This window comes from Nesterenkonia rhizosphaerae (assembly GCF_039544555.1).
Lineage (GTDB): Bacteria > Actinomycetota > Actinomycetes > Actinomycetales > Micrococcaceae > Nesterenkonia > Nesterenkonia rhizosphaerae.
This window is the reverse complement of record NZ_BAABLW010000007.1, coordinates 910,795-927,981: the sequence shown is the minus strand read 5'-3', so window position 1 is coordinate 927,981 and position 17,187 is coordinate 910,795. Positions and strand designations below refer to the sequence as shown.

The following is a 17,187-nucleotide window of genomic DNA, read 5'->3' as shown; positions in this document are numbered from 1 at the left end:
AAGCTTCTTCGTCAATCCTGGTACGACGCTGGACCAGTGACCATACGAGCCTATACCCAAATGGGTGACCCAGAACACCTGAGAGCCGCGGCCCCCGCCCGCGGGACTAACCCTTCAGGCGTGAAGCTCGGCGCTTGCCGAGCGAGAGCGTGGCGGGGTTCCCCCGCCCGCGGGACTAACCCTGCAGGCTGATGGCGCGGTCGCTGGGGCGAACCGGGGCGGGAAGCCGCGAAGAGCCCTCGAGGAACTCATCAACTTCCTTCGCCACTGCCCGGCCCTCGGCGATCGCCCAGACCACCAGGGAGGCTCCGCGTCCGGCGTCGCCGACGCTGAAGACCCCTTCAATATTGGTCTGGTAGTCCTCGGACCGTCCGATCACGCCGCGGTTGGTGAACTCGATGCCCAGCTGATTGGTCAGAGTCTGCGGCTCGGCACCGGTGAAGCCCAGCGCCAGCAGCACCAGGTCAGCTTCGATGTCCTGTTCGGTGCCGGGTTTGGGCGTACGCGTGCCATCGGGGTTGTATTCGGTCTCGGCCACCCGGAGGGCGCGGACATTGCCGTTCTCGTCACCGAGGAACTCCACGGTGGAGGCCAGCCAGCGGCGTTCCCCGCCCTCTTCGTCGGCGCTGGAAACTTCCAGGATCCGCGGGTCGATAGGCCACGGTTCTTGTTCGGTGCGTTCGCTGGGGAGTTCCTTACCGATCGCCAGGGTGGTCACCGAGACCGCCCCGTGTCGGTGGGCAGTGCCGATGCAGTCTGCACCGGTATCGCCGCCGCCGAGTACCACAACCTTCTTACCCTGGGCGTGGATCTGGTCCGGCACGTCATCACCGGCCACGGCCTTATTGGACTGCACCAGATAGTCCATGGCGAAGTGGATGCCGTTCAAGCCCCTGCCGGGAATGGGCAGATCACGCGGCACCATGGCACCGGTGGCTACGATGACGGCGTCGTAGGAGTCCCGCAGGGCATCCCATGTGATGTCAGTGCCGACCTCGGTGGAGGCGTAGAAGCGAGTGCCTTCTGCTTCCATCTGCTGGATGCGGAAGTCCACCAGCTGCTTCTCCATTTTGAAGTCCGGAATGCCGTAGCGCAGCAGACCGCCGAGGCGGTCATCGCGCTCGTAGACAGCCACCGTGTGACCTGCGCGGGTCAGCTGCTGGGCGGCAGCCAGGCCGGCTGGGCCGGAGCCGACCACTGCCACGGTCTTGCCGGTGAGCCGCTGCGGCGGGACTGGTTCCACATAGCCACGCTCAAGTGCCTCATCGGCAATCTCCACCTCGGACTGCTTGATGGTCACGGCAGGCTGATTGATCCCCAGCACACATGAGCTCTCACAAGGTGCCGGGCAGACCCGCCCGGTGAACTCGGGGAAGTTGTTCGTCATATGCAGCCGTCGGGAGGCTTCTTCCCACTGATCACGCCAGATCAGGTCGTTCCACTCCGGGATGAGGTTCCCCAGCGGACAGCCGGTGTGGCAGAAGGGAATGCCGCAGTCCATGCAGCGCGAGGCCTGGGCCTGGGTGGTGCCCTTCTGCTGGCGCTCATAGACCTCTTTGAAGTCCATCAGGCGCACCGGAACCGGCCGCGAGGGGCGGGGACGGCGGTGTGGGTGCTTCAGGAATCCGCGCGGATCAGCCACGGGTCACCTCCAGAATCTTCTGCCATGCGTCATCGCCATTGGGGTCCAGACCTTCGTCCAGGGCCTCGGCGCGGGCGCGCAGCACTGCGTCATAGTCTCGCGGCAGGATCTTGGTGATCCTGGCCATCGTCTCTTCCGGGTTGGCCAGCAGTCGCTGAGCAACCTCGGATCCGGTCTCCTCCACATGGCGGCGGAGCAGGTCCAGGATGATCTGCTGGTCTTCCTCATCCGGGGAGAGCAGCAGCAGGTCGCCACGGGCAGCCGCGTGGTCGTTGAGCTGGCGCTCGTCGAAGTCCAGCACAAAGGCAGTGCCGCCAGACATGCCTGCTCCGAAGTTCCGCCCGGTGGGGCCCAGGATCAGGGTCTGACCACCGGTCATGTACTCGCAGCCATGATCGCCGATTCCTTCGGCCACAGCAGTGGCGCCGGAGTTGCGCACCAGGAAACGCTCGCCGACCTGTCCGCGCAGGAACATCTCTCCTGCGGTGGCACCGTAGCCGATGACGTTACCGGCGATGACATTGTCCTCGGCCACCAGCGGCGCGCGGGTATGGGGGCGGATGATGATCCGGCCACCGGAGAGGCCCTTGCCCACATAGTCGTTGGCGTCGCCGTCGAGCCGGATGGTGATCCCGTGCGGGAGGAAAGCTCCCAGGGACTGCCCGGCGTGACCGTCGAGGTCCAGCTCGATGGTGTTGTTCTCCAGGGTCTTCAGGCCCAGAGCCTTGGTCACCTCATGGCCGAGCATGGTACCGACGGCGCGGTCAGTGTTGACCACGCTGGAGGAGATCCGCACATGCTGTCCCTCGCGGATGGCTGACTGCGACTGTTCAATGAGCGCGACGTCGAAGTGCTTCTCCAGCTCGTGGTCCTGCTCGGAGGTCCGCCGCAGCATAGCCGCGGTGGTTTCATCCAGCGGATCCCAGCCGGTCAGCACAGCATCCAGGCTTAAGCCTTCGGTCTTCCAGTGCCGTTTGGCATCGTCCATATTCAGGGCCTCGATATGGCCGATGGCTTCGTCCAGGCTGCGGAAGCCGAGTTCGGCGAGGTATTCCCGAACTTCCTGGGCGACGAACTCGAAGAAGTTCACCACATGCTCGGCCTTGCCGGTGAAGCGCTCGCGCAGCACCGGGTTCTGGGTGGCCACACCCACCGGGCAGGTGTCCAAGTGGCAGACCCGCATCATGATGCAGCCGGAGACCACCAGCGCGCTGGTGGCGAAGCCGTATTCCTCGGCCCCCAGCAGTGCCGCGATCACCACATCGCGTCCTGTCTTGAGCTGACCGTCCACCTGCACGGTGACGCGTTCACGCAGGCCGTTGAGCATCAGGGTCTGCTGCGCCTCGGCGAGTCCCAGTTCCCAAGGGGTGCCGGCGTGCTTGAGCGAGTTCAGCGGGGAGGCACCGGTACCACCGTCGTGTCCGGAGATGAGCACGACGTCGGCGCTGGCCTTGGCCACGCCTGCTGCCACAGTGCCCACACCGTGTAGGGACACCAGCTTCACATGCACCCGAGCGCCAGTATTGGCACGCTTGAGGTCATAGATCAGCTGCTTGAGGTCCTCGATGGAGTAGATGTCGTGGTGCGGCGGAGGAGATACCAACGACACACCAGGAGTCGAGTGCCGGGTCTCCGCCACCCAGGGGTAGACCTTCTTGCCCATGAGCTGGCCGCCCTCACCGGGCTTGGCCCCCTGCGCCATCTTGATCTGCAGGTCATCGGCGTGGGTGAGGTACTGGCTGGTGACGCCGAACCGGCCGGAAGCGATCTGCTTGATCGCGCTGCGCCGTTCAGGGTCCATCAGACGCTCAGGGTGCTCGCCGCCTTCACCGGTGTTGGAGCGGCCGCCGAGCTTATTCATGGCAATGGCCAGCGTCTCATGCGCTTCCTGGGAGATGGAGCCGTAGCTCATAGCTCCGGTGTTGAAGCGCTTGACGATGTCGCTGACCGGCTCCACTTCGCTAATGGGCACAGGCGGTCGGCTGCCTTTGAGCTTGAACAGCCCGCGCAGTGTCATCAGAGCCTTGGACTGGTCATCCACGGCCTTGGTGTACTGCTTGAAGATGTCGTACCGGCGAGTCCGCGACGCGTGCTGGAGTTTGAACACCGTCTCGGGGTTGAACAGATGCGGCGGGCCCTCACGGCGCCACTGGTATTCGCCACCGACCTCCAGCTCATCACCGCGGCCCAGATCATTGCCATCAGCAGGGTAGGCCTTGGCATGGCGGGCCAGGGCCTCCTCTTTGATGACGTTGATGCCGACCCCGCCCATCGGTGAGTGGGTGCCGGAGAAGTACTGGTCCACCACGTTCTGAGCCAGACCCACTGCTTCGAAGGTCTGCGCACCACAGTATGAGGTGACCGTGGAGATGCCCATCTTGGACATAATCTTCAACACGCCCTTGCCAAGAGCAGTGATGAGGTTGCCCACCGCCTGTTCCTCGGTGACATTGGTGATCTCACCTCGGCGGACCATGTCCTCGGCTGACTCCATGGCCAGGTAGGGGTTGACTGCGGCGGCACCGTAGCCGATCAGGCAGGCCACATGGTGGACTTCACGGACATCGCCGGCCTCCACGATCAGTGAGGCCTTGGTCCGGTTGGCGGACTTCAGCAGGTGGTGATGGATGGCCGAAAGCAGCAGCAGTGAGGGGATGGGTGCCCACTGCGCGTTGGAGTCGCGGTCGGAAATGATGATGTAGCCGACGCCGCGGTTCACCGCCGCTGAGACCTGCTCGCACAGAGTGCGGATGCGCTGGCGGAACTCTTCTTCGGTGGAACCCACCCGGAAGAGTCCCCGAATGCGCAGTGTGGCCTTCTGCCCGTCGTCGTTGCGGACATTGGCAATTTTGGCCAGCTGGTCATTGTTGAGCACAGGGAAGTCCAGGGCGATCTGCTGAGTCTTGACCTGGGAGGTGGCCAGCAGGTTGCCCTTGGGCCCAATATGCAGCCCCAGGGAGGTCACCAGTTCTTCGCGGATGGCATCCAGCGGCGGATTGGTGACCTGCGCGAAGGTCTGGACGAAGTAGTCGAAGAGCAGCCGTGGGCGCTCGGCAAGCACAGCAATGGGGGTATCGGTGCCCATAGCGCCAAGTGGTTCGGCGCCAGTGGCAGCCATGGGGCCCACCAGGGTTTTCAGTTCCTCATGGGTGTAGCCGAAGGTCTGCTGGCGCAGCCGGACAGAGCCGGAGGGGTGGCGTACATGCAGCCGCTCCGGGAGGTCCTCGAGGCGGACCAGATTGTCCTTGACCCAGTCCTGCCAGGGCTCCTTGGAGGCGAAGTCTGCCTTGATTTCATCGTCTTCGATGATGCGGCCCTCTGCGGTGTCGCACAGGAACATCATGCCGGGGGCCACTCGGCCCTTGCGAACCACCTTGGAGTGTTCCACCTCCACCACGCCGACTTCGGAGGAGAGGATGACCAGGCCATCGTCGGTGACCCAGTAGCGGGCCGGACGCAGCCCGTTGCGGTCCAGCACGGCACCCAGCTGCGTGCCGTCGGTGAAGGCCATAGCCGCCGGACCGTCCCAGGCCTCCATGAACATTGCGTGGTACTCGTAGAAGGCCCGCAGGTTCGGGTCCATCGTCTTATTGTTCTCCCAGGCTTCCGGGATCATCATGCGCATCGCCTGGGCCAGCGGACGGCCGGCGAGCATCAGCAGCTCTGCGGCCTCATCGAAGCTGGTGGAGTCGCTGGCGCCCGGGGTGCAGATGGGGAACAGGTACTCAGGGTCATCGCCGAGAACCTCCCCGGCCATCACGGCCTGCCGGGCACGCATCCAGTTGCGGTTGCCCTTGACGGTGTTGATCTCGCCGTTGTGGGCAATATGACGCAGCGGCTGAGCCAACGGCCAGGAGGGGAAAGTATTGGTGGAGAACCGCGAGTGCACGATCGCCAGTGTGGACTTATAGCGCTCATCGGCCAGATCCGGATAGAAGGGCTCCAACTGAGCGGTGGTCAGCATGCCCTTATAGGTGATGGTCCGGCTGGAGAGCGAGGGGAAATAGATGCCCAGCCGCACCTGAGCGCGCTTGCGCAGCCTCCAGGCACGCTGATCCAGATTCCCCGGTGCTGACTCCTGGAACTCCGCGGAATCCTGGTCCGCCATTGCGAGGAATACCTGCTTGAAGAAGGGCATCGCGTCACGGGCCAGGCTGCCGATCATGGAGGAATCCACCGGGACATCACGCCAGCCCAGCACCTGGAGCCCCTGATCCGCGGCCATCTCCTCGAAAGCGGCGACCATGTCAGCACGCTCGGTGTCTTCCTTCGGGAGGAAGGCGGTGCCGGCTGCGTACTGTCCCTTAGCGGGGAGCTCGAACTCGGTGACCGCACGGAAGAACTCATCCGGAATCTGAGTGAGGATACCTGCCCCATCACCGGTGCCGACATCTCCGCCGACGGCGCCGCGGTGCTCCACATTGCGCAGCGCTACGAGTGCGTGGTCAACAATGTCATGCCCTGGCTCACCGCGCAGTGTGGCCACTGCGGCCATGCCGCAGTTCTCGTGCTCATTGGCAGGATCGTAGAGGCCGGCCTTCTCAGGGAAAGCGGCGAAGCGCTGGTACGGGCTGATGACCTGATCAGCGGACATAGCGGTGTTCCTTCCTCCGCAGCGGGCATTGGAAAGGCCAGGGGTGCTCCCCTGCCTATGGGACGCCGCGCTGTGCTTCACACAGGCGGCATCACAGTGGCGCTTCGGGTGGGCGCTTCAAAGCGAGAGCCAGAATTTGGGTGCGATTCTGTGGGCACGCTTAGGTGGACACCCTTCATCGGGTGATCAGGTCTATCTTGCGCGCGAGCGTGACCTGAGGCAAATAGAACGGCTCAGGTCTCAGTGCGTGGACGTGTGGATTCCTCCGGAGTCTCCACCGCCTCGGCACTGTCAGCCTGGTCCGCTGCACTCTCCTCCGAAGCCTCCACCGCGACGTCGCCCGCGCCAGTACGCGCTTCAGAGTCAGGACGGTAGATTTCCAGCTCTTCTGCCAGGGCCTCCGGGGTGCGCGGGCGACGGGCCCACAGGTAGAGCAGCACTGCAATAGCCACCACGAAGATCACGAACATGATGATCTGGTTCAGTCGCCAGTCAAGACCCAGCAGCTCCCGCAGCGGGTACTGGGTGGATTTGGTGGGCTCATCAATGCGCAGCGACTCGATCCAGAACCGGCCCAGCGCGTAGTAGGCCACATAGGTCCAGGTCAGCAGTCCCTGCTTGAACTGGAAGCGTCGGAAGAGCCACAGCAGCGCCACAAAGCCCAGCAGGTTCCAGATGGATTCGTAGAGGAAGGTGGGGTGGAACAGCGTGCTTTCAGAGGTGTTTAGCGGTGCCTGGCTGGCCTGCTCCAGGTCGATCCGCAGACCCCAGGGGAGCTCAGTGGTGCGACCGAAGAGCTCCTGGTTGAACCAGTTGCCCCAGCGCCCTATCGCCTGAGCCAGAATCACACCGGGCACCACCGCATCAGCCAGTGCACCGAATTTCATGCCGTAGCGGCGGCAGGCGATCCAGATGCCCAAGGAACCAGCGGCCACTGCGCCGATAATGCTCAGGCCGCCCTCCCACACGCGCAGTGCCCGCAGCACATCTCCACCTTCGCCGAAGTAGGCATCCGGGGAGCTGATCACGTGGTAGATCCGCGCACCGATGATGCCCAGGATCACTGCCCAGGCGGTTGCGGAGAAGACGTCGTCGCCATTGCCCCCGCGGGACTTCCACAGGCGGGTGGCCACGACGACGGCGAGGATACCGCCGAGGATGATCACCAGGGTGTAGAAGTTCAGGAAGAACGGACCGGGCAGGTCGATGCCGCGTGCAGGCGGCGGCGGGAAGCCAGCAAGGATCATGAGGGCAACCTATCAGCTATCTGGTGTGTGGTTCAGGGCCGGCCGGAGAGCTCGGCGGCCAGTCGGCCCACGGCAGCCGCGCCGCCGTCGCGCAGTGCTGCCACCAACGCGGTTCCCACGATCACGCCATCAGCGTAGGCGCCGATTTCTTCGACGTGGGCGCGGGTGGAGACTCCGAGGCCGACACATACTCGTTCAGCTCCGGCGCCCTTGGCGGCTTTCACCACTGACTCGGCGACGTCGGAGACAGTGTCCCGGGTTCCGGTGACGCCCATCAGCGAGACCCCGTAGACGAAGCCGCGGGAAAGCTCGGCGATCCGGGCCACCCGCTGCGGGGTGGAGGTGGGGGCGGAGAGGAATACCCGGTCCAGACCGTACTTCTCGGTGGCGGCGATCCAGTCATCGGCCTCGTCTGGGATCAAGTCCGGAGTGATCGCGCCTGCACCACCGGCGGCTGCCAGGCGACGCGCGAACTCCTCGGCTCCCATGCGGTCGATGATGTTGTAGTAGGTCATCACCAGTACTGCGGCACCGGTGGCATCGGTGACGGCTTTGACGATGTCGAAAACCTCATCGATCCGGAAACCGCGCTGCAGTACCGCGGTGGTGGCCTGCTGGATCACCGGACCGTCCATCACCGGATCCGAGTACGGGATCCCGATCTCCAGGACGTCGGCTCCGTTCTCCACCAGGGCAATCGCGGCGGCGATGGAGGTGTCCTTATCCGGGTAGCCGGCGGGCAGGTAACCGATGAAGGCGGACCGACCCTGGGCTTTGGCGGCGTCGATGGCTGCTGCGGTCTTGCTCATGATGTGCTCATCTCCAGGCTGCGGCTGCGTCGGGGCTTCTTGCTCGCTCAACTCTGCACTCCCGTCTCGGGCGCCTGACCGGCGTTCTCGTCCTCATCCCCCGCCACGGTCCGGGCAGGGTCGTTCTCCTGCCCGGGCAGCAGCTTGAACCACTCAGCGGCGGTGGCCACATCTTTATCCCCACGCCCGGAGAGGCTGACGATGATAATGCGGTCCTCCCCTTCAGCGCCCCAGCTGCGCGCCAGCCGGGTGGCCCCGGCAAGTGCGTGGGCGGATTCGATGGCCGGAATGATGCCCTCAGTGCGGCAGAGCCGTTCAAAGGCGTTCATGCACTCGGCATCAGTCACCGGCTCATAGCTGACTCGCCCGGCGTCGGCCAGGTAGGCATGCTCCGGGCCAACGGAGGGGTAGTCCAGACCCGCGGAGATCGAGTGAGAGTCAACGGTCTGGCCGTCTTCGTCCTGCATCAGGTAGCTGCGGGCACCGTGTAGCACTCCGGAGCGTCCCAGGGTGATGGCCGAGGCATGGCGCCCGGACTCCAGACCCTCACCGCCTGCTTCAAAACCGTAGAGAGCAACATCTTCATCATCGAGGAAGGCATGGAATATACCCAGTGCGTTGGAGCCGCCACCTACGCAGGCAACGACGGCGTCGGGCAGTCGTCCTTCCTGCTGGAGGATCTGGGCGCGAGCCTCCTCACCGATGACCTGGTGGAACCAGCGCACCATTTCCGGGAAGGGATGCGGTCCGGCCACGGTGCCCAGGACATAGTGGGTGTTCTCCACGGTGGCCACCCAGTCACGCAGGGCCTCGTTGATCGCGTCCTTCAGTGTCTTAGCGCCGTGCTCCACCGGCACCACATCTGCACCGAGCAGCCGCATCCGGGCCACGTTGAGGGCCTGGCGGCGAGTGTCCTCAGCACCCATGTAGACCACGCACTCCATGCCCATCAGGGCCGCGGCGGTGGCGGTGGCTACACCGTGTTGGCCGGCTCCGGTTTCGGCGATCAGCCGGGTCTTGCCCAGACGCTTAGCAATCAGCGCCTGCCCGAGCACATTGTTGATCTTGTGCGATCCGGTGTGGTTGAGGTCTTCGCGCTTCAGGAAGATCCGTGCGTTGCCGGCCTCCGCGGCGAAGCGCGGGACCTCTGTGAGCAGGCTGGGCCGGCCAGTGTAATCCCGGCAGAGCCGCTGGAACTCGTCCACAAACTCCGGGTCAGCTTTGGCCTCACGAAAGACACGCTCGACCTCGTCGAGGGCGGCGACCAGGGATTCCGGCATCCAGCGCCCGCCGTAGTCACCGAAGTAGGGGCCCTCCGCTTCGCGGAACTGGTTCTGAGTCATCGCTCTCCTCATGAGGGTGGGTCACCAACGGCCGGCTGCGCGTCCGTTGAAATTTAGTCTGCGTCGGCAGCCAGTGAGGCTTGCCGGAAATCGCGCACGGCAGTGGTGGGATCGCCGTGTTTGACCAGGGCCTCCCCCACCAGCACCGCATCGGCACCTTGACGGGCGTAGTCCAGAACCACACCCGGGCCGTCCACACCGGATTCAGCAATTCTGATGACATCCTGTGGCAGGTGCCGCGCCATGGCCGAGTAGTGGGCGACGTCGACCTCCAGGGTCTTCAGGTTGCGCACGTTGACGCCCACGATTTTTGCACCGAGCGCCTTGGCGCGTTCGATCTCATCCTCAGTGTGGGCTTCAACCAGGGCATTCATGCCCAGATCGTGAGTCAGCTGCAAGAAACTCTTCAGTTGGACGTCATCCAAAGCCGCCACGATCAGCAGCACCAGGTCAGCACCGTAGGCACGCGCCTCGTAGAACTGGTACTCATCGACCATGAAATCCTTGCGAAGCACCGGAATATCTACAGCAGCCCGGACCGCGGCAAGGTCATCTAGGCTGCCGCGGAAGCGACGCTGCTCAGTGAGCACAGAAATGACGCTGGCGCCACCGGCCTGGTAGGCCGAAGCCAGGGCAGCGGGGTCCGGGATCTCTGCGAGCGCGCCTTTGGACGGTGAGGAGCGTTTGACCTCGGCGATAACGCGCACGCCCTGGGCGTCGTCTCGCCCTCCAGCAAGTGCGGCGTATGCATCAAGGGCCGGCGCTGCAGCCTGAGCCTGCTGAATCAGCTGATCCAGCGGCACCTGGGCCTGACGCTGAGCGAGATCTTCGCGGACCCCCTCAATGATGGAATCAAGGACTGTGGTCATCGAGGATTCGGCTTTTAGCTGCGACCCGACTCGGGGCGACGCTTGTCTGCGCCGCCTTCGGTGTGGTCAGGAATGGCCGGACCAGCGTGCTCGCGGGGGTCAGCGCCCTGGTTGAGCACCGATTTGGAGTCCATCTCCACGCCGTAGCCCATCTTCTTCAGGACCACGCCGAGGATGACGGCCACTGGGACCAGGCCCGCACCGATCCAGGCGAATAGCCAAATCTCGGTGACGAAGCCGATACCGGCAACGATGGCGGCCACGATGATGGTGAGGGAGAGTGCCCAGGCGGCAGGAGTGGAGCCGTGACCGATGTGGTCGTAGTGGATGAACTCGTCGCTGGCGCTGGGCTGCTGCTCGACGTCGCGCACCTTGGTCTGGCTGGTGGCCATCTGGGTTGTCCTCTCCTGAAAAAACTACGGGGGTGTTGCCTGGCTCCAATTGTGCCAGATTTCTACTACACGGCGTCGAAGTCAGTCTTCGGCAGCGCCGCCAGGACGGGGCCGGCATCGATCTGCCCTGGAGTCTGCCTCTGCAGCCACGCCACGCCCAGCACACGCTGCAGGGCGGCGTTGACCGGGGTGGGGACGGCATGCAGCCGACCCAGCTGGACGATCTCACCGTTGAGGTAGTCCACCTCAGGACTGGCGCCGCGGGCGTAGCTCTGCCACGTGGACTGTTGCCCCGGTTGATAGCCGGAGGACGAATCCACCTGGAACAGGGACATATCTTCGGTGCGCTCGGAGTTCTCTGCCACCGGGATAGCCGCCGCGGACAGTGTTTCCTTGGCTTCATGGACCAGGGCATGCCCCAACTGCTGAGAGTGCTCTTTGCTGAGATCCAGCAGTTCCAGGCCGTTCTTCACGCTGTGCAGCAGCTTCAGGGCCTTCCACCGGATGACGTTCTCATCCAACTGCACCAGCCAGTCGATCTCGCGCAGATGCTCGGCGATCTCTTGGGCTGTCTCATCCAGGCCCCGTGGTGCGCGGCCCATCACGAAGCTGGCGATCTTGGGCGCGGCGCCGGAGATGACCTCACCAGTAGTTGTGTAGCTGGCAGGAATCAGGATTGAGCCGCCATAGACGTGTGCAAAGTAGCGCAGCAGTATGGGCTCGCTTGCCATACCGTTCTGCAAGGTAAGGACGGGGAGCTCAGAGGCGGTGCTGCCGCCTTCCACCGGCTGCCAGGCCAACTGCTCAGCAACCTGCGCCACATGCTGGGTCTTAGTAGCGATGACCAGAACATCACCAGCACGCAGCTGCGCGTTCGCAATGCCATCGCAGGTGGAGAGCTGAACCTGACGAACGCCCTCGGGCCGGCGGTACTTCAGTCCATGCTCGGTCAGGTGACGGATCTGCTCACCGCGGCCGACCAGCAGGTGCGGTCGATCCCGAAGTGCTAACTCCGCTGCGGTGCCAGCACCGACCGCACCGGCACCAATAATCACGATTCGCCCAATATTCACTGCTGTCTCTCTTCCGTGGGGTCTTCTCCCTGGGAGAGCCCATCCCAGAGGTCAAATTCATCGGGTTCAGCGTCATCGACCGAAGCGGTGCGGCTGTACTTCTTGGAGCTGCGCTTATCAGTCCAGCGGTGGGAGAAGAGCAGAACAAGCAGAGCACCCAGCAGGACCAGCACCGCCCCTGCCACGCCCAACCAAGGACCGGCACCGAGTTCGTAGCTGCCTGCTGTCGTGGTGAGGCCAGTGGCCTCACCCACGGCCACCGCAGCGGCCGAAGCCGGATCAGCCACTGCATGGAGGGTGTCAAAAAGCGCCGCGGCCGCGGCGGCGCTGAGCAGCAGCGCAATAATCCAGCGGCCTGCCCGCCGGGCGATGGTCAGGGTCAGCGCACCGGCCAGGGCGACCAGCCCCATGGCGGTGACGATATCGGAGGCCTGAGAACCGGGGACCTCAATGCTCTGCACCGAGGCGGTCTCACCCAGCTGCTCGGCGGTCACCCACGTCATGGTCACCGAGATCAGCATGAGTGCGGCACCGGCCAGAGCCAGCAGCACGGCATTGCGACGGTTGCTCATCAGCGGGCACTCCCCCGCCGGTCTGCGGCGCGGCCAGGCTGGGCCTCATCATCCCAGCTCTGCGAGAACAGCAGCACAGCCAGTGAACCGACCAACAGCGCGAGGCTGCCGACAAGGCCGGCCCACAGCGCACCGCCGGTGCTATATTCCGCTTCCACCGCACCGTTGACAGCAGAGGCTGCCGACGCTGCGGCTACCGGATCCACCATCGCCAGGATCACTGCGATGCCAGCGATGATGCCGCCACCGAGCAGCACCGCGCCCAGGGCACCCCGGAACCAGCCGCGGAAGAGCGTGATCAGCACACCTGCCACCACCGCCAGCATCCCGATAGTACGCACGATAGGCGCCATGGCAGCACCGCTGAGCTCAACCGGCTGAACCCCCGGGGCGTCAACTGCGACCCAGGTCAGAGCGGTGGAGATCAGCAGCAGGATCGCACCGGCCTGAATGAGCAGAACCGTGTTGCGACGCTGGAAGAAGTACGCAAGATGTCCCATTAGGACTGAAACCTATCAGCGCTAGTCCCGGCGGCGGGGGAACCCCGCTCGCCTCTCGGCCGCCTATCGTCGGCCTTCACACCTGAAGCGCTAGTCCCGGCGGCGGGGAAACCCGTCTGGTCCGGAACATTCTGCAGCCGGGCTGCAGCCAGCACAGCGCGCAGCGGAGCAGCGGCCTTATTCACCGTCTCCTGGCGCTCGGCGTCGTCGTCAGAATCCGCTACGATTCCGCCTCCGGACTGGACATAGGCGCGCCCATCCTTCAACACAGCAGAACGGATGGCGATGGCCGCGTCCATTCGCCCGGACAGGTCAAAGTAGCCGACCACTCCCCCGTAGATGCCGCGACGGGTGGGCTCCCACTCATCAAGCAGCTGCAGCGCCCTTGGCTTGGGCGCCCCGGAGAGCGTGCCGGCTGGGAACGTCGCGGCCAGCACATCGTAGGCCGACGACGACGGCGCAACAGTTCCCTGGACATGGCTGGTCAGGTGCATCACGTGGCTGAAGTGCTCCACCGCCATGAAGCGGGTGACCTCCACCGAACCGGGCACGCATACCTTCGCCAGATCATTGCGCGCCAGGTCCACCAGCATGATGTGCTCCGCGCGTTCCTTCTCATCAGCCAGCAGGTCCTCGGCCAGCTCCCTATCCTCCGCCGGCGTGGCACCGCGGGGTCGGGTGCCGGCAATCGGATGCGATACGGCGACTCGCTCGCCGCCGGTGGTCTCCTCCACGGTGACGAGTGCTTCCGGAGAGGCACCGACCAACTGGTATGGCTCACCATCTGGGGTCTGGAAGTGCATCAGGTACATATACGGGCTGGGGTTGAGCAGCCGCAGCATCCGATACACCGCCAGGGCGTCCACATTGGTGGCCACCTCGAACCGGCGGGAGACGACGATCTGAAAGACCTCGCCGTCGATGATCGCTTGCTTAGCCTTGCCCAGAGTCGCAAGGTACTCGTCCTGATCCCAGGTGTGAATGACCTTCTCCTGGAGATCCTGCTCCACCTGCTCGCCCCAGGATTCCTGGGCGAGCGCGAGCCCGGGCTGGACCGGCGCCGCCAGCTGAGTGCGCATAGTCTCCAGACGGGCCACGGCGTCGGCATAGGCTTCAGCGGCCCCGGTCTCGCGGCCGTCGCGGTTGATGGCGTTAGCGATGAGGGTCACTGTGCCATCGCGGTTATCGTGGACGGCTAGGTCTGAGACCAGGTTCATGGCCATCTCGGGCAGGCCCAGGTCATCGGCAGGAGGGTTCGGCAGCTTCTCCCAGTGCCGCACCACATCCCAGCCGGCGTAGCCAACCAGGCCGGAGGACAGATGAGGCAGCTCCTCGGTGAAAGCGCGGCCTGTGGCCGAACCCTCCGTGAGGAAGTTCAAGGTCTCGCGCAGCACCTCAGCGGTGGTTCCTTCAGTGGGAGCCCCGGCTGGCGGCTGGCCGATCCAGTGCGCACGGCCGTCCTGTTCAGAAAGTGTGGCCAGGGAGTTCACCCCGATAAAACTGTGCCGGTCCCAGGCCGCACCGGGGGCCGCCGATTCCATCAGGAAGCTGCCCGGCCGCGCGGTTCCGTCAGCCTCAGTAGCCAGTGCCCGGTAGATGCTCAACGGGGTGTGACTATCGGCCAGCATTCGCATGGACACGGGAATGACCCGGTGGTCTTTGGCCAGACTCAAGAACTGGTCCTGGGCGGGGATGACGACGCCGAGCTGGTGCATCACAGGTTGTTTCCTTCCGCTGAGTTCTCCAGCATGATCTCGCGGTCGGTGAAGCAGCTTTCGGAACCGGTGTGGCAGGCTGGACCGCGCTGTTCCACCTGTAGGAGGACCGTGTCGCCGTCGCAGTCCAGGTGCACCGAGCGCACAGTCTGGGTGTGTCCGCTGGTTTCGCCTTTGACCCAGAGTTCCTGGCGCGAACGTGACCAGTAGGTGCCCCGCTGAGTGGCCAGTGTGGCAGCCAGCGCCTCGGCGTTCATCCACGCCATCATCAGCACCACACCGCTGGAAACATCCTGGGCGATAGCCGGAACAAGTCCGGCCTCGTTGAAGCTCACCTGCTGGGCGAGGTCCTGGGGAAGCTGATAGCTGCTCATGACTGCGGCACTTTCATCGGTTTCTGCACTCACCGCACGGGGTACCCTGCGGCGCGGATAGCGTCCTTGACCTGGGCGATCATGTCGTCTGGTCCAAAGTGGAACATCGATGCCGCCAGTACTGCATCGGCGCCGGCAGCAATAGCCGGTGGGAAGTGCGCCGGCTCGCCAGCTCCTCCTGAGGCAATCAGCGGCACCGAAGTCACCGCACGCACTGCGGAGATCATCTCGGTATCGAAGCCCTCCTTGGTGCCGTCGGCGTCGATGCTGTTGAGCAGGATCTCTCCCACTCCGCGTTCTGAGGCCTCCCGGCACCAGTCCAGCGCGTCAATGCCGGTCCCGCGGCGTCCTCCATGGGTGGTGACTTCAAACCCCGACGGCGTATCCGGTGATCGTCGCGCATCAAGGGAGAGCACCAGCACCTGGTTGCCGAAACGGGCGACGATATCGTTGATGACCTCGGGGCGGGCCACCGCGGCCGTATTGATGGAGGCCTTATCTGCCCCGACCTTCAGCAGCCGGTCCACATCCTCCACCGCGCGCACACCACCGCCCACGGTCAGCGGGATGAATACCTCTTCAGCGGTGCGCGTGACCACATCGTAGGTGGTCTGACGTTCAGAGGAGGACGCCGTGACGTCCAGAAACGTCAGCTCATCAGCTCCGGCCTTGTTGTACCGGTGAGCCAGTTCCACAGGGTCTCCGGCGTCTCGGAGGTTCTCGAAGTTGACGCCTTTGACCACGCGGCCTGCGTCAACGTCCAAACATGGAATGACACGAACTGCCAGCGTCACGGCTGAACTCCTCTCTTCAGATCCACTCCCGCTACGCCAGATGCGCACAGCCGATAAAGGCTCGCCGTGGTCATCTCAGACTCGGCAGGCGTGGATCGTGGTCACCAGGATGGCCCGGGCGCCCAGATCGTAGAGCTCGTCCATCAGCTGGTTGGTCTTCTTCGCCGGCACCATCGAGCGCACCGCTACCCAGTTCTCATCCGCCAGCGGAGAGATCGTGGGCGATTCCAGCCCCGGAGTGATCCTGGTAGCTGCTTCTAGGTGTTCGCGGCGGATGTCGTAGTCCATCATCACGTACTGGCGCGCTACCAGGACGCCCTGGAGTCTGCGGATCAGTCGCTGGGTCTGGGTCTGCAGAGCAACAGGTGCGTGAGCGTCGTCGTCCTCACGCTCCCCGTTGCCAGAGATCAGCACCGCCTCGGACTGCAGGATCGGGCTGCCGAAGGTCTCCATACCGGCGGCTTTGAGGGTATTTCCGGTCTCCACCACATCTGCAATGGCGTCAGCCACCCCCAGCCGGACAGCCGATTCCACGGCACCGTCGAGGTGGACCACCTCCACATCGGCCACACCGCGGTCGGCGAACCACTGGCTCAGCAGACCGTCGTAGCTGGTGGCCACACGTTTACCGGCCAGGTCTTGCTCGCTGCTGAACTGTCCCTTGGGTGCGGCCAGACGGAAGGTGGAACGCCCGAAGCCCAGGCCGAGGATCTCTTCGGCGCCACCGCCGACCTCGGCGTCAAGGAACAGGTCCCGGCCGGTGATACCGAGATCGATAATGCCGCGTCCTACGTAGATGGCTACGTCTTTGGGGCGCAGGTAGAAGAACTCGACGCCGTTTTCCTCATCCACCAGGACCAGCTCTTTGCGGTCGCGGCGCTGTAAGTATCCGGCTTCGGAGAGCATGGCCATGGCGGCCTCTGACAGGGCGCCCTTATTGGGTACGGCTACGCGAAGCATGGTGTCCTTTGCGATGAACGTTTTTAGAGGAAGCGGTAGATGTCTTCGGGCTTAAGGCCCTTGGCCAGCATCATGACCTGCAGGTGGTAGAGCAGCTGGGAGATCTCCTCAGCTGCCTCATCCTGAGACTGGTATTCGGCGGCCATCCACACCTCGGCGGCTTCTTCGACGATCTTCTTACCGATCTGATGGACTCCGGCGTCCAGTGCTGCCACAGTGCCAGATCCAGCGGGGCGTTCCTCGGCTTTGCGGGCGAGTTCGGCGAAGAGTTCGTCAAAAGATTTCACGGCGTAAGCCTATGCC

General features: G+C 64.2%; 15 protein-coding genes. All 15 read right to left on the bottom strand.

Annotation, left to right across the window (positions count from 1 at the left end; all coding sequences use genetic code 11):
- Window positions 1–175: 175 nt before the first annotated feature.
- The gene (locus ABEA23_RS09945; RefSeq protein WP_345477851.1) at window positions 176–1,642 is read right to left on the bottom strand and encodes a glutamate synthase subunit beta; all 1,467 of its coding nucleotides are present in this window, start codon (window positions 1,640–1,642) and stop codon (window positions 176–178) included.
- A complete protein-coding gene (gltB, locus tag ABEA23_RS09940) occupies window positions 1,635–6,236 on the bottom strand; it encodes a glutamate synthase large subunit (protein WP_345477850.1) in 4,602 nt (1,533 codons plus the stop codon). The genes ABEA23_RS09945 and gltB overlap by 8 nt, the downstream gene beginning before the upstream one ends.
- A 233-nt stretch (window positions 6,237–6,469) precedes the next feature.
- Window positions 6,470–7,483: a prolipoprotein diacylglyceryl transferase gene (gene lgt, locus ABEA23_RS09935; protein ID WP_345477849.1), complete on the bottom strand. Its 1,014-nt coding sequence runs from the start codon at window positions 7,481–7,483 to the stop codon at window positions 6,470–6,472.
- Window positions 7,484–7,515: 32 nt separating this feature from the next.
- Complete coding sequence (trpA, locus tag ABEA23_RS09930; RefSeq protein ID WP_345477848.1) at window positions 7,516–8,292, bottom strand: tryptophan synthase subunit alpha; 777 nt, start codon at window positions 8,290–8,292, stop codon at window positions 7,516–7,518.
- A gap of 47 nt (window positions 8,293–8,339) precedes the next feature.
- The gene (trpB, locus tag ABEA23_RS09925) at window positions 8,340–9,635 is read right to left on the bottom strand and encodes a tryptophan synthase subunit beta (protein ID WP_345477847.1); all 1,296 of its coding nucleotides are present in this window, start codon (window positions 9,633–9,635) and stop codon (window positions 8,340–8,342) included.
- 53 nt (window positions 9,636–9,688) lie between these two features.
- Window positions 9,689–10,504 (bottom strand): indole-3-glycerol phosphate synthase TrpC, encoded by an 816-nt coding sequence (gene trpC / locus ABEA23_RS09920; protein WP_345477846.1) that lies wholly within the window; start codon window positions 10,502–10,504, stop codon window positions 9,689–9,691.
- Between the two features lie 14 nt (window positions 10,505–10,518).
- The gene (locus ABEA23_RS09915) at window positions 10,519–10,896 is read right to left on the bottom strand and encodes an HGxxPAAW family protein (RefSeq protein WP_345477845.1); all 378 of its coding nucleotides are present in this window, start codon (window positions 10,894–10,896) and stop codon (window positions 10,519–10,521) included.
- Between the two features lie 65 nt (window positions 10,897–10,961).
- The gene (locus ABEA23_RS09910; RefSeq protein ID WP_345477844.1) at window positions 10,962–11,969 is read right to left on the bottom strand and encodes a ketopantoate reductase family protein; all 1,008 of its coding nucleotides are present in this window, start codon (window positions 11,967–11,969) and stop codon (window positions 10,962–10,964) included.
- Window positions 11,966–12,541 carry a Trp biosynthesis-associated membrane protein gene (locus ABEA23_RS09905; protein ID WP_345477843.1) on the bottom strand — a complete coding sequence of 192 codons (576 nt, stop codon included), beginning with the start codon at window positions 12,539–12,541 and terminating at the stop codon, window positions 11,966–11,968. The genes ABEA23_RS09910 and ABEA23_RS09905 overlap by 4 nt, the downstream gene beginning before the upstream one ends.
- Entirely contained in the window at window positions 12,541–13,041 is a 501-nt protein-coding gene (locus tag ABEA23_RS09900) for a Trp biosynthesis-associated membrane protein (RefSeq protein WP_345477842.1), read from the bottom strand. Before ABEA23_RS09900 ends, ABEA23_RS09905 begins: the two co-directional genes overlap by 1 nt.
- Window positions 13,041–14,756 (bottom strand): anthranilate synthase component I, encoded by a 1,716-nt coding sequence (trpE, locus tag ABEA23_RS09895; RefSeq protein WP_345478668.1) that lies wholly within the window; start codon window positions 14,754–14,756, stop codon window positions 13,041–13,043. Before trpE ends, ABEA23_RS09900 begins: the two co-directional genes overlap by 1 nt.
- Window positions 14,756–15,130 (bottom strand): phosphoribosyl-AMP cyclohydrolase, encoded by a 375-nt coding sequence (hisI, locus tag ABEA23_RS09890; protein ID WP_345477841.1) that lies wholly within the window; start codon window positions 15,128–15,130, stop codon window positions 14,756–14,758. Before hisI ends, trpE begins: the two co-directional genes overlap by 1 nt.
- A 29-nt stretch (window positions 15,131–15,159) precedes the next feature.
- Window positions 15,160–15,924, bottom strand: coding sequence for an imidazole glycerol phosphate synthase subunit HisF (gene hisF / locus ABEA23_RS09885; protein WP_345477840.1), 765 nt, complete (start codon window positions 15,922–15,924; stop codon window positions 15,160–15,162).
- A gap of 75 nt (window positions 15,925–15,999) precedes the next feature.
- A complete protein-coding gene (gene hisG, locus ABEA23_RS09880; protein WP_044492942.1) occupies window positions 16,000–16,884 on the bottom strand; it encodes an ATP phosphoribosyltransferase in 885 nt (294 codons plus the stop codon).
- 23 nt (window positions 16,885–16,907) lie between these two features.
- The gene (locus ABEA23_RS09875; RefSeq protein WP_044492944.1) at window positions 16,908–17,171 is read right to left on the bottom strand and encodes a phosphoribosyl-ATP diphosphatase; all 264 of its coding nucleotides are present in this window, start codon (window positions 17,169–17,171) and stop codon (window positions 16,908–16,910) included.
- Between the last annotated feature and the right edge of the window lie 16 nt (window positions 17,172–17,187).